We start from the raw sequence: 13,046 nt of genomic DNA, 5'->3' as shown, positions 1-13,046 counted from the left end.
CGGTTTTTAATAGCCGGGGTTTCCATTTCCTAATAATGAGCCAGCCTTGCTGCGTTCCGACGCTGGAATCTGAAAGTAATAGTCTTTGACCTGATACGTTTTTCCACCGCCATTGGGCGTTTTTTCGAAGACATAATCCTTCGAATTGACATCATAATAGATATACAGCCCGTTGGGAATCCAGCCGCTGAATTCGGTCGTCAGTGTCCGCCATCTTCTCAAATCCCAGAAGGTCCGGTTTTCAAAAGCCAGCTCCACATTCCGTTCATTCCGGATTTTAGCCCGATCAATGGTGGTCAGTTTGGCAATACCCGCCCGGGTGCGGAGTTGGTTCACGGCATCCAGGGCTTCAGCAGCCGGTTTTCCCAGTTCAAAGGCCGCTTCGGCATAATTCAGCAGCACTTCGCCCAGCCGCATATCGAGCCAGTCGGTTTCGGAGGTCCAGTCCACGCACAAATTGGCGGGCCGAACCGGATCAAGCCATTTTTTCAGCCAGAAGACGCTGGCACCGTTGTTCGAATTACCAGTGGCCCGCACCGAATTGGCCGTCGGGTTGGCCACAATCTGTTTTTTGTCGATGTCGAAATACTGGTTGAGCGCTGTCCCGTTGTATCTTACCCCGTTGAAAATGACCCCGCGCTGACCGGTAATTTCGACGCCCTTGAATGAGCTGCCGGTTGAAATGACGGAGCCGAAAAAGCGCGGATCCTTGTTTTTGAAAACGTCCTGCGGGTTTTTGTAGTGGACATACGCGCCGGGCGTTCCGATGTTCAGCGTTCCTTCCGAACCGTCTACGTATTCAAACCGCTCGATCATGTCCAGGGGCGGGGTCAGGCGGTTGGCATACCCGATTGGCGAACGAACGGCTTCCGGCAAGGCCATCAGATCCTGCGAGTGCGTCCGTCGCGTCGATTCATAATCCCAGCCTTTGCAGAAAATAGCTTCCGGATTGCCTTGCAGTTCGTAGAAAAGCATCTGGAAATTCTGCGCTTTGTCGGTCGGATACTTGTTGAACAGGCTGTATTTTCCACCATCGATAATGGCTTTGGACGCATCGTAAGCGGCTTGCAGATAAGGTGTTGCCTTGGCCGGATCGACGCCCACCAGGCCTTCCAACTCAACGGTTCCAAATTTCGCGATCGAACCCGCGTGCAGCATCGACCGCGAAAGCAGCGCCAGGGCCACAAATTTGTTGGCCCGTCCATACACACTGGTGATCGGTAAGTTAGCAGCCGCAAAGTCCAGATCCGATTTAACCAGATCCCAGACGTCGGCTTCCTTGCTTCGCGGCAGGTTCAGTTCCTGCGTATTGCCGTCGACGGCGGTTTGAGGTTCCAGCAAAATCGGCACACCCCCCCAATATTTGACCAGTTCCTGGTAATAATAGGCCCGCACAAACCGGGCTTCGGCGACGTACGCATTTTTGGTCGCTTCCGGAATCGAAACCGTCGCAATTTCCTTGATAAACGTATTCACGTTCCGAATCGCCCGGTATAATTTCCCCCAGTTTTCGTCATTGTTGGAGGCATTGTTCGAATTGGTCGCTTCCCAGGTCCAGTTGGCCGTATATCCGTCACCATTCCCGGGGAATTCGCCAAACCGACCGTTGCAGTAACTGAAATCCTCGATGGGTAAATCTTTGTATAGCGTGGCAAAATAGGCTTCCACGGCCTCCGGACTGCTGAAAACCTGTTCGGCCGTCAGCAGATCGACCGGTTTTTTATCCAGAAAACTATCGCTGCAGGCCGACAAGCCAAACAGGCCTAGCAGGGCAATGTATTTTTTAAGGTTTTTCATGGGTGTTGGGTGATCAAAAAGAAAGTTGGAGGCCCAGGTTCACGTTCATCGTCAGCGGATAATTGTAGCTGTAAAGCCGGTCGTCGGTGTATTCCGGGTCCACAAAGTCAAGCCCTTTGGAAAAAGTAAAGAGGTTGTAGCCGTTGCCAAAGACACGCAATCCCTTGATGTGAGCTTTACTCAGCAGCGTTTTCGGAAGACTGTAGCCAACTTCCAGGCTTTTCACGCGCAGATACGTCGCGTCGAACCGCCAGAATTCGTTGCTTCGGTAGTTCTGCCGCTGGCCGGTCGACGGGTATTTTCCCGGAATCCATTCGCTGGCGGCATCCACGACGTCCGAACGGTGCCAGCGGTCGTTAAACGCACTGATCGGGTTGGCGGTGGCAAAATAAAACGGTCTGGATAGCTGATCCTGGTAGGCCACCTGATACATGGTTGCGCCCTGCAACAGCATCGAAACGTCGAAGCCTTTCCACGAAACCGTAAGGTTGGTACCGAAATAGATCGCCGGTTTGCTCTGTCCGCGTCCAATGACGGTCTCATCAAGATTGGAAATAATGCCGTCGCCGTTCACGTCAACGTATTTGATATCACCGGGCAGAACCGTCCGGTTGCCCGCGCCGTCCATGATCGGTGCATTCCGGATTTCCTCCAGCGTTTGAAACTGTCCGTCGGTTTTGTAGCCCCAGACAATGTCGTTGAACCGACCGGCATTGCGGTTTCGCCAGTAATCATAATCGCTGTTGGCGGGCGTTTCTTCACGATACCGGTATTGTGTCCGGGCGTAACTCATGTTGGCCGAAATCGAGTAATTCACATCCCGAATCTTGTTGCGATGGCCCAGAACGATTTCGAATCCCTGCGTACGGTCCTGATTCAGATTGACTTGCGGAAGATTGACACCGTAGGTGGCCGGAATGGTCGAAATCCGGTTGCCCAGCAAACCGTCACGATCCCGGCGAAACACGTCGGCTTCAAACGTGAGCAGACTGTTCCAGAAGGCGCCTTCCAGACCAAAATTGGTGGTTGTCGAGGTATACCACGTAATGTTGGGGTTGGCCGAATTTTTGAAGCCGAGTCCACCCACGAAGTTGGTCCCGAACTGATACCCGCTGCTTGGATACGTATAACCGGTCAGAAACTGGAACGAAGCGCCCGAAATGCCGTCATCACCCAGAACACCGTATGAACCGCGTAGTTTTAGATTGGAAATGAAAGGGAGATGGGTTCGAATAAAGGCTTCTTCTGAAATCCGCCAGCCCGCCGAGACATACGGGAAAAAGCCCCAGCGGCTGTTTTTGGGGAAACTGGATGAACCGTCGTAGCGAAAACCGGCCTCGACCAGATACTTCCCGGCGTAATCATAATTGACCCGACCCACATAACTCATGTTGGCGCTCGAACTGTAGCCGGAGCCAATGGCGTCGGTTTTCCGGCTTCCGGCAGCGAGTTGGTCAACGGCATCGATGATAAACTGGGTGGACGCGTTGTGGCTGTTGTTCACCCGGTCGATCTGTTCATACAGGCCCAGCGCGCCGACGTTGTGTTTTCCAAAGCTGTTCTGGTAGTTGAATGACAACTGCACATCATTCCGTTTTCCCTGACCGAACGCTTCATTAATGCGGGAAGGGGCAAGGTGCAAATACGGTTTCTGGTAATACGTCTGTGTGGCCGCGTCGAACAGATACTCATACTGGTTGTATTTCTTGGTAAACTGCTTCCGGAAACTGTAGTTGTTGTCGTAGGCATACTGCGCCTTGAGACTCAGTCCTTTCACGAACGGAACCACGTACGACAACTGAAACGTGGAGGTCAGAAATTTCTCATCATTCCGGTTATATCCACTGTAGGCTTCGGAGAAATCGGCAATCGGATGGCTCAACGCGCTCAGGGGTTGACGCAGATAGGCCGGGTCGTTGTTCGAATAAAGCGGTTCGGTCGGGTCCCATTGCCAGGTATTTTTCAGCAAGGCCCAAATCCCCTGGCTGGGTTCGTTGCTGATCGAGTTGATCAACGCAATGTTCGCGCCCATCGTCAATCCTTTGGTCAGTTCAGCGTCGATGTTGAGCCGCAGGTTGTATTTTTTCCCGGTCAGGATGTCCGATTTGAACAAACCGCCTTCGCCAAAAAAACCGGCAGACGCAAAATACCGGAGTTTGTCCGTTCCGCCGTTAATCGTCAGATTGTGTTGCTGTTGCGAAGCACGGTCGCGCAAAACCGCCTTTAAAAAATCGGTGCTGGTGGCCTTTCCGCTTTGAAAATCGGCCAGTTGCGTAGCCGAATACTTGGGGGGCGTAAATTCAGCCCGGTTACTGATGTTGTTGTTGACGTGTTGCTCGTTGAAGAGGGTTGCGTATTGAAAGGCATTGGATAGTTGGGGGTATTTGGTGATGATCTGCTGCCCGACGTGCGTCGTATAGTTCACCTGAACCTTGCCCTGGCTCCCTTTTTTGGTGGTAACCAGCACCACACCGTTGGCCGCTTTCACGCCATAAATAGCCGCCGTGGCATCTTTCAGAATCGAGACACTTTCAATTTCGTTGGGATCGAGCCGGTCAAAACCGGATTTGTCGCGTTGAACGCCGTCCACAATGATCAGCGGCCCCCCGGTTTGATTGCCGTTAATGTCATTGGGGTCCGTATAACTAAACCCACGAATGTCGATCTGGGAATCGTATTTGCCGGGTTGGCTCGACAACTGCACCACCCGAACGCCGGGGGCGCGCCCGGTCAGTGTGTTGGTCACGTCGTTGTTCGAATTAATCACCAGCTCTTTACTGGCAACCGTTGCGATTGCCCCCGTAACATTCACCTTCCGTTGCGTACCATACCCAACCACCACCACCTCGCCCAGCGCCTGCGCATCTTCTTTCAGCGTAACATCCAGCGAACTCCGGTTGTCGACAGCCGCTTCGTAGGAAAGATAACCGACAAACGAAAAAACCAGCGTTGTGGCTTCATTCGGAATGCTCAGGGTATAAACGCCTTTTTCGTTGGTGGTCGTGCCGCGGGATGTCCCCTTGATCACGATGTTGACACCCGGTAATGCGCCCCCTTTTTCGTCAGAAACTTTCCCCGTAATGGTCCGATCCGGCAGGGTGTGGCGGTTGGTTGCGGGTTGTAACCGCAGGGGGCGTGCCAGTGAAGCCGCAGGTGGGTTGGATCGGCGCGCCAGCAATTCCTGGGCTTCTACGGGCAGCGTGCCGACTAGTCCAATGATCAGAAACGCCCGGATGAGGTGCCCGTATGGCACGCGCATCGTTTTTAAGGCAAATAAAGTTTTTTGCATAAACCCTGATTTTGTTGGATTAAATTTTGGACGAAGTACGTCGGCAGGGCTTAAAAAAATCTTAATAAATGCTTAATTAGCAGGGCTTCACTCTGTGTTTTATCATTATTAATATGGTTTTTTTATAATTTAATGCCTTCTGCCCGGACCTGGGTGAAACCCTTCAGGGGTTTTGACAGGAGGTGAATATTGGATAACTTAGGGGCATTGGCGGCATCAGTCGTCTCGAATAGAATAAGCCGCAGCATGAAAGGCGACGCTCAAAGAGCCCAACAATACCGATTGGCGGGCTGGATAACCAGAATGATGGAAGGCTTTCCCGAAACGTTGTTCAGTCCGTTCCTGCGTTTATTTTTTTATACCGTCGCCCTACTGCTGGTGGCCACTACTTCCGCAACGGCTCAATCCTACGGGTTGCGCTTCGCAGGTCACGAAGAAATTCAGGACAACCGGACTTCGCTGGATTTGAGGCCCGAAAAACCGCTGTGTCTTAACGGCAACGTCGAACTGTCGTTTGATGTGTCACTGGCGGCCAGCTATAAAACGTATTTTGGCTACATTTTCAGGATTATTCAGGACGATAAGCAAAACCTGGATCTGCTGTACGATCAGAAGTCGCTCAACTTCAAAATGATCATTGGCGAACGGTTTTCTCCATCCGTTATCAAGCTCGATTCGGCGCATGTATTCAACCATTGGAATCATTTTAAACTCCAACTGGATCTGAAAAACCGCACCATGAGCGTTTACGTAAACAACAAAAGAGTCATTACCGATAAGATCGCGTTCAACGAATCAGGTTGTTTCAGGATCTTTTTTGGCGGCAACGAGTTCCGGGAGTTTAAATCGAAAGATTTGCCGCCAATGGATATCAAAGACATCAGCCTGTCTGAAAATGGCAAACGGATTCATTATTGGCCGTTGAATGAAGTCAAAGGAGCAACAGCACAAGATGAGCTTTCCGGGCAACCGGCCGTCATTAAAAATCCCGTCTGGATTAAAGCACTGCACAATGAATGGAACGTAGCAGATCAGTTTACGCTGAAAGGCCGGGCCACCGTAGCGTTTGATCCGGCGTCTGAAACCGTATGCGTTACGGGGTCGGATGCGCTATATCAGTATTCGGTTCGAAACCGGCAGGGCGTTCTTCAGGCGCAAAAAACTCCCCCAAAAAGCTTTTTTCTGGGTAGTCAGGCCGTCTTTAATCCCTTTACCGCCCGGTTTTATGACTATTACGTTGATCAGAAAGCCGTGTCGGTTTATAACCCCGTTGCACGTAGCTGGACCACCGAAACCATGACGCCCAGCCCGGTGAAAGTGACCGAATACTGGCACGCGAACCAATTCGTTTCCGGGCTTGATTCTTCCCTCTATATTTTGGGCGGTTATGGCCAGCTAACGTATAAAAACAGCATTTTTCGCTATCACTTTGCTTCCAGGAAATGGGAAACGCTGCCCACCCGGAGCGATGCTTTTACCCCCCGGTATTTGGCGGCTTTGGGCACAACCGCCCGTGCCGACACCGCCTATTTAATCGGTGGGTACGGAAGCCTGACGGGTGAACAAATGGTTAATCCGAAAAGTAATTATGACTTGTTACAGTATGTGGTGAAAGACAATAAGTTCCGGAAACTGTATGAATTGAAGGTTCCGAAAACGGATTTTGCGTTTGCCAATTCCCTGGTGATCGATTCCAAATCGAAGACTTTTTATGGCCTTATTTTTCCGAATCAGCAGTTTAAGTCACAGCTTCAACTGATTCGGGGCTCGCTGTCGGAACCGACGTATGAACGGGTCGGTCACTCGATACCGTACTCCTTCCACGACATTCACTCGTATTCGGATCTCTATTATTGCCCGATTAGCCAGAAACTGATCGCGGTTACGCTGTATCGGAATGAGCCGAACAACACCACGGATGTGAAGCTTTATACCATTTCGTTCCCGCCCAACAAATTGGAGGTGCAGGCGGCTTCGGTAAAACCGTCGTCGGGCTCCGTTTGGCCGTGGCTGCTGGCCGGATTCGCTGTCGTTGCGGGCGTTCTGGTTTTGTTGTATGTCCGCACCAAACGTCGGTCCACACCGCAGACAGAAACCGTACCGGTTTTCGACAACCACCCGGTTACCGCGCTAACGGTTGCGCCGGGAAGTAGCTCTCGGGCTTTGGCACTTGAGCCGACGCCGAAAGCAAGCGTCTTCTTTTTTGGTAATTTTCAGGTGCTGGACCACGCTGGAAACGACATTACCAAAGCGTTTACTCCCCTGCTAAAAGAGCTTTTTCTGCTGCTGGCCCTCAATAGCATCGACAAACAGCGCGGGCTTCCGTCCGAAAAACTCAACGAAATTCTCTGGCCGGACAAGTCGGGTCGGGATGCGAGTAATAACCGCTCCGTCAACATGGCCAAACTAAGGAGTATTCTGGATAAAGTCGGTTTTTGCTCGCTCTCCAAAGAGTCCGGCTATTGGAAAGTGGAGTTCGATTTTAACCAGCTCTATGTCGATTATGAACGCTACGTGGCCATTATCAACAACAAAGCCGCGCTGACCAAACAGACGATTTTTGAATTGGGCGAAATCACCAAACGCGGTTCGTTTTTGCTGAACACCGAATATTACTGGCTGGACGATTTCAAAGCCGATATTTCCAACAAAATCATCAATACCTTTCTGCAATACGCGGATAAATTAAGCATCAGCGAAGATCCCGAGTTTCTGATCCAGATTACGAACTTCATTTTCGACTACGATCCCGTCAACGAAGACGCCATTATCCTGAAGTGTAAAGCTTTGTCGTTAATGGGAAAACACACCCTGGCGAAGAACACCTTCGAGAAATTTGTCCGGGATTACAAAGCCATTTACGGCGAAGAATACGAGCAATCGTTCTCGGCCATTATCGACTAGTCTGCGCTGGCCGGAAACGGTTTATCCGATTTTCTGTCTGTTCCTTCCCGCTTTTTTGCCCAGTTAAGCGTTTATTAAGATTTTTTTAAGCTCGGTAGCCGTACTTCACACCGGGTTTTCGCTGTGGGTGTTGTTGGTAAATTTGTCGGGGCCATAACCGGTATGAAATCCTCTGCCCGGCCTTTGGTGAAGGAGTTTATCTCTTCCGAAACGGTTAAATGGCGATATTCTGGAATTCCTATGAAAAAAATACGACTACTCGGTCTTGTGTTGTTCAGCCAAATCGCGGCACTGGCGCAGCAACCGAACGCTTTAAAACTTTGGTACGATAAACCCGCCGGTAAAACCTGGACGGATGCCCTTCCCGTTGGCAACGGACGACTGGGCGCGATGGTCTACGGCAATCCGCAGCAGGAAATCATCAAACTGAACGAGTCTTCCGTCTGGTCGGGTGGTCCAAACCGCAACGATAATCCCGATGCGCTGGCGGCTTTGCCCACCATCCGAAAGCTGATTTTTGAAGGCAAACACGCCGAAGCGCAGCAACTGGCAGCCGAGAAAGTCGAGTCCAAAAAGGCGCAGGGCATGATGTTTCAGCCCGTCGGAAATCTGAATCTGGCGTTTGCCGGTCATGATTCGTTTACCGATTATTACCGGGAACTGGATCTGGAACGCGCCGTCTCGACCACCATGTATACCGTCGATGGTGTGCGCTACACCCGGCAGGTGATCGCGTCCGTTCCCGATCAGGTAATTGCCATTCGACTGACGGCCAGCCAGCCGGGCAAGCTGACTTTCACGGCTTTTCTGAACAGTCCTCAAAAAACAGAGCGCAAAACCGGGGGTAAAGACAAGCTGGTTTTGACCGGCATCACCAGCGACCACGAAGGTGTCAAAGGACAGGTGCGGTTCAATGCGCACGTCAAAGTGCTGCCGGAAGGCGGACAATTGAATCCGACGGATACATCGGTTGTTGTATCCGGCGCGAATGCGGTTACCCTGTATGTTTCGATCGGGACGAATTTCGTGGATTATAAAACCCTGACGGCCAACCCGCAAGCCCAGGCTAACCAACCTCTCAACCGGGTCGTTACGCGGCCTTTCAGTGCGGTTTTGAAAGATCACGTGGCGGCTTATCAAACGTATTTTAACCGGGTAAAACTGGATCTGGGTACGACCGACGCGGCTAAGTTGCCAACCGATGAACGCATCCGGCAGTTTGCGTCGGGCAACGATCCGCAACTTGTTTCGCTGTATTTTCAGTTTGGTCGGTATTTGCTGATTTCCTGCTCGCAACCGGGCCGCAACGGCCGGTCCGCCGTTGCGGTTCCGGGTCAACCCGCTAACCTGCAAGGCATCTGGAACCAGCAAATGAGTCCGCCCTGGGACAGTAAATACACGATCAACATCAACACCGAAATGAATTACTGGCCCGCCGAGGTCGCTAACCTGACCGAACTGCACGAACCGCTGATTCAGATGGTGAAAGACCTTTCGCAAACCGGTCAGCAAACCGCCCGGGAGATGTATGGCGCGGGCGGCTGGGTGGCCCACCACAACACCGATCTGTGGCGCATTACCGGACCGGTCGATCCGATTTTCTACGCCATGTGGCCGATGAGCGGTGCCTGGCTTAGTCAGCATGCCTGGGAAAAATACCGGTATTCCGGCGATAAAACGTACCTGAAAACGGTCTATCCGGCGATCAAGGGAGCGGCTCAATTCTTCGTCGATTTTCTAATCGAAGAGCCTACGCATCACTGGCTGGTGGTTAGCCCGAGCATGTCGCCCGAAAATGCGCCGACCAGCCGCCCGAATGTGACGATTGGTGCGGGTCATACGATGGATAATCAACTGGTTTTCGATATTCTGACGGCGGCCATGCGGTCGGCGGAAGCCTTGAATACCGATGCGGAATTTGTCAAAGTCCTGAAAGAAAAACGTGCGAGGCTGGCACCCATGCAGGTCGGGCAGCACGGACAGTTGCAGGAATGGCTGGAAGATCTGGACAATCCGAAAGACAATCACCGGCACATTTCGCACCTCTACGGGTTGTATCCGTCGGCTCAATTATCAGCCTATCGCACGCCCGAACTGTTCAGTGCAGCCCGGACGTCGCTCGAACACCGGGGCGATGTTTCGACGGGCTGGTCGATGGGCTGGAAAGTGAACTGGTGGGCGCGGCTGCTGGACGGAAACCGGGCGTATAAACTCATTACCGATCAGCTTTCGCCGGTCAATGCGCCCGGCAAAAAAGGCGGTGGCGGCACGTATACCAACCTTTTCGATGCGCATCCGCCGTTCCAGATCGATGGCAACTTTGGCTGTACGGCGGGCGTGGCCGAAATGCTGTTGCAAAGTCATGACGGCACCATTCACCTGCTTCCCGCTTTGCCGGATGTCTGGAAATCGGGGAAAATCAGCGGTTTACGGGCGCGGGGCGGTTTTGAACTGGTGGCTATGGAATGGAAAGACGGTAAAGTGGCGAAGGTGACGATCAGGTCGAATCTGGGTGGAAACTGCCGGATTCGCGTACCGAATGCATTGAAGTCCACTGGATTGGCCTTGAAAACCGCTCAGGGCGTTAATCCCAATTCGTTTTACCAACCGGAAGAAACGGCCAAAGCGTTGATTTCAAGCCAGGCCACGCTGAATCCGTTGCCGTTGAAGGAAACGCTCGTTTACGATTTGCCGACGCAAAAAGGAAAAACCTACACCCTAACGTTATAGCCCTTACGAAATTCGTAGTCTAAACCCATGAAAAAAACAATCTGGATCAGTGGTGTGCTGGCCGCTTCCATGCTGGCCGTAACGTGTCAGGTGTCCCGGCAAAACTCCCAGGGCACGACGCAAACCCCGGCGAGTCAAACCGTTGAAACGGTTCCGGCATTCACGGCCAATCCGTCACCGGCCCACTTGACGCCCGAGCAAAGCCTGAAATCGTTCCGGCTGCCCAAAGGCTACCACCTCGAACTGGTCGCCAGTGAGCCGATGATTCACGAACCGGTGGCCGTGGCCTGGGATGGAAACGCCAGAATGTACGTCGTGGAGATGGATACCTACATGCAGGATGTGGATGGTTCTCATGAGCACGATCCGGTTAGCCGGGTGATGCTGCTGGAAGACACCAATAACGACGGCAAAATGGACAAAAGCTCCGTGTTTATCGACAAACTGGTGTTGCCCCGCATGGTGCTGTGCGTCGGTCACGAGTTGCTGGTCAACGAAACGGATACCTACGACATTTATAGTTACAAGGACACGGACGGCGACGGCGTGGCCGATCAGAAAAAACCGGTTTTTAATCCGGGGAAAAAAGCGCCCGGCAACCTGGAACACCAGCGCAGCGGTTTGGACTGGAATCTGGACAACTGGATTTACGTCACCGTTGATCCGGTGCGGTTTCGCTATACCAACGGGATGTTGAAAGCGGATTCGATTCCGAGCGGTTCCGGCGGGCAGTGGGGGTTGACACACGACAATTACGGAAGGCTGTATTTCTCGTCGGCGGGTGGCGAGGTTCCGGCTCTGGGTTTTCAGATCAATCCGATGTACGGTCGGCTGGAATTCAGGGACCAGTATAGTGAGGAATTCAACGCCGTCTGGCCGATCATCAAAACGCCGGATGTTCAGGGCGGGGTGCAGCGCATCCGGACGACGGATACGACGCTGAACCATTTTACGGCCAGTTGCGGCCAGGTAATTTTCCGGGGAGACCGGTTGCCCGCCGATTTGTCGGGCGATTTACTGATCAGCGAACCGGTCGGTCGGCTGATTCGCCGGGCGAAGGTCAGCAACAAAGCCGGCAAAACGATGCTCGAAAACGCGTATCAGAAAGAAGAATTCATTGCGTCGACGGACATGAATTTCCGGGCGGTCAACATGTATACCGGTCCCGACGGCTGTCTGTATATTGTCGATATGAACCGGGGCATCATTCAGGAAGGCAACTGGACCAAACCGGACAGTTACCTGCGGCCCCAGATCACGCGGTTGGGCCTGGATAAAAACATTCAGCACGGCCGGATTTACCGGTTGGTACACGACGGCATCAAGCCGGGTGCGAAACCGCAGATGCTGGATGAGACCGGTAGTAAGTTGGTCACCTATCTTGATCACGCCAACGGCTGGTGGCGCGATAATGCCCAGAAAGAGCTGATAGTGCGGAATGACCAAACCGTGGTTCCGGCACTGAAAGCGATGGCTACCGGACAAAAACCGGTTTCCGCTTTGGGTCGGCTTCATGCCTTGTGGACTTTGGAAGGGTTGAATGCTATTGATAAAACCGTCATTCTGATAGCATTGACGAATGAGGATGCGCAGGTGAGAAAAGCGGGAGTTCTGCTAAGTGAGCCGTATTTAAAACAGAATGACGAGTCGTTGCTGGCGCGATTGGGAGATTTGAAAACCGATCCGAGTTTTGATGTTCGCACGCAACTGGTGCTTTCGTTGTCGTACAGTTCGTTGCCCAAAGCCAAAGCCCTGGCGCAGGAAATTATTGCCCTGGCACCCGACAATGAGATGGTGGCCCGCGCGCAGAAAAGCCTGGACAAAAACGAGGATGTTAAGAGATTCGGACGGCGGCTGGGCAGTCTGGACGAAACCGACCGGAAGCTGGTTTTGAATGGCTCGACCATTTATAAGTCGCTGTGTACGACCTGCCACGGTTCGGATGGCAAAGGGCTGGAAAGCAAAGCCGCCCCACCGTTGATGGGTTCACAACGCGTTCGCAACCGCAACAAGGAGATCGCCATTCGGATTCTGCTGCATGGTCTTTCCGGACCGATCGACGGGCAAACCTACCCGGATGTGATGCCCGCGATGGGTGCCAATGATGACGAGTGGCTGGCATCCGTGCTGAGTTACATCCGGTACGAATTCGGGAGTAATCAGAATCCCGGCATACGCCCCGCCGACGTAAAAGCGGTTCGGGAACAAACCGCTGGACGTCAGAAAGCCTGGACACTTGACGAACTGGTGAAACCAAATCAGAAATAAGAATCAGCGCATGTCTCTTTCAAAACTCGACCCAATAACGTTCTGAATCACGCGCTGA

General features: G+C 52.5%; 5 protein-coding genes. 3 read left to right on the top strand and 2 right to left on the bottom strand.

Translation table 11 applies throughout. The features are described 5' to 3' along the window. Positions 1-6: 6 nt before the first annotated feature. Both DUE52_RS19130 and DUE52_RS19125 read right to left on the bottom strand, forming a co-directional pair. Positions 7-1,797 carry a RagB/SusD family nutrient uptake outer membrane protein gene (locus DUE52_RS19130; protein WP_114407649.1) on the bottom strand — a complete coding sequence of 597 codons (1,791 nt, stop codon included), beginning with the start codon at positions 1,795-1,797 and terminating at the stop codon, positions 7-9. Between the two features lie 13 nt (positions 1,798-1,810). Beyond that, positions 1,811-5,086 carry a SusC/RagA family TonB-linked outer membrane protein gene (locus DUE52_RS19125; protein WP_114407648.1) on the bottom strand — a complete coding sequence of 1,092 codons (3,276 nt, stop codon included), beginning with the start codon at positions 5,084-5,086 and terminating at the stop codon, positions 1,811-1,813. Between the two features lie 303 nt (positions 5,087-5,389). Here DUE52_RS19125 and DUE52_RS19120 point away from each other — a divergent pair, with 303 nt between their 5' ends. The 3 genes from DUE52_RS19120 (at position 5,390) to DUE52_RS19110 (ending at position 12,988) form a co-directional block, all read left to right on the top strand. Beyond that, positions 5,390-7,990 carry a Kelch repeat-containing protein gene (locus DUE52_RS19120; protein ID WP_165840972.1) on the top strand — a complete coding sequence of 867 codons (2,601 nt, stop codon included), beginning with the start codon at positions 5,390-5,392 and terminating at the stop codon, positions 7,988-7,990. Between the two features lie 240 nt (positions 7,991-8,230). Then, on the top strand, positions 8,231-10,720 hold the full coding sequence (locus tag DUE52_RS19115; protein ID WP_114407646.1) for a glycoside hydrolase family 95 protein: 2,490 nt from the start codon (positions 8,231-8,233) through the stop codon (positions 10,718-10,720). Positions 10,721-10,747: 27 nt separating this feature from the next. After that, complete coding sequence (locus tag DUE52_RS19110; RefSeq protein ID WP_114407645.1) at positions 10,748-12,988, top strand: DUF7133 domain-containing protein; 2,241 nt, start codon at positions 10,748-10,750, stop codon at positions 12,986-12,988. Positions 12,989-13,046 lie beyond the last annotated feature (58 nt).

Source organism: Larkinella punicea, assembly GCF_003334855.1.
GTDB classification, from domain to species: domain Bacteria; phylum Bacteroidota; class Bacteroidia; order Cytophagales; family Spirosomataceae; genus Larkinella; species Larkinella punicea.
The sequence above is the reverse complement of the archived record's forward strand: the minus strand, read 5'-3'. Positions and strand labels throughout refer to the sequence as shown.

Excerpts from the sequence above, each read along its gene's own strand:
- DUE52_RS19130 (WP_114407649.1), bottom strand. The coding sequence starts at position 1,797 with ATGAAAAACCTTAAAAAATACATTGCCCTGCTAGGCCTGTTTGGCTTG.
- DUE52_RS19125 (WP_114407648.1), bottom strand. The coding sequence starts at position 5,086 with ATGCAAAAAACTTTATTTGCCTTAAAAACGATGCGCGTGCCATACGGG.
- DUE52_RS19120 (WP_165840972.1), top strand. The coding sequence starts at position 5,390 with ATGATGGAAGGCTTTCCCGAAACGTTGTTCAGTCCGTTCCTGCGTTTA.
- DUE52_RS19115 (WP_114407646.1), top strand. The coding sequence starts at position 8,231 with ATGAAAAAAATACGACTACTCGGTCTTGTGTTGTTCAGCCAAATCGCG.
- DUE52_RS19110 (WP_114407645.1), top strand. The coding sequence starts at position 10,748 with ATGAAAAAAACAATCTGGATCAGTGGTGTGCTGGCCGCTTCCATGCTG.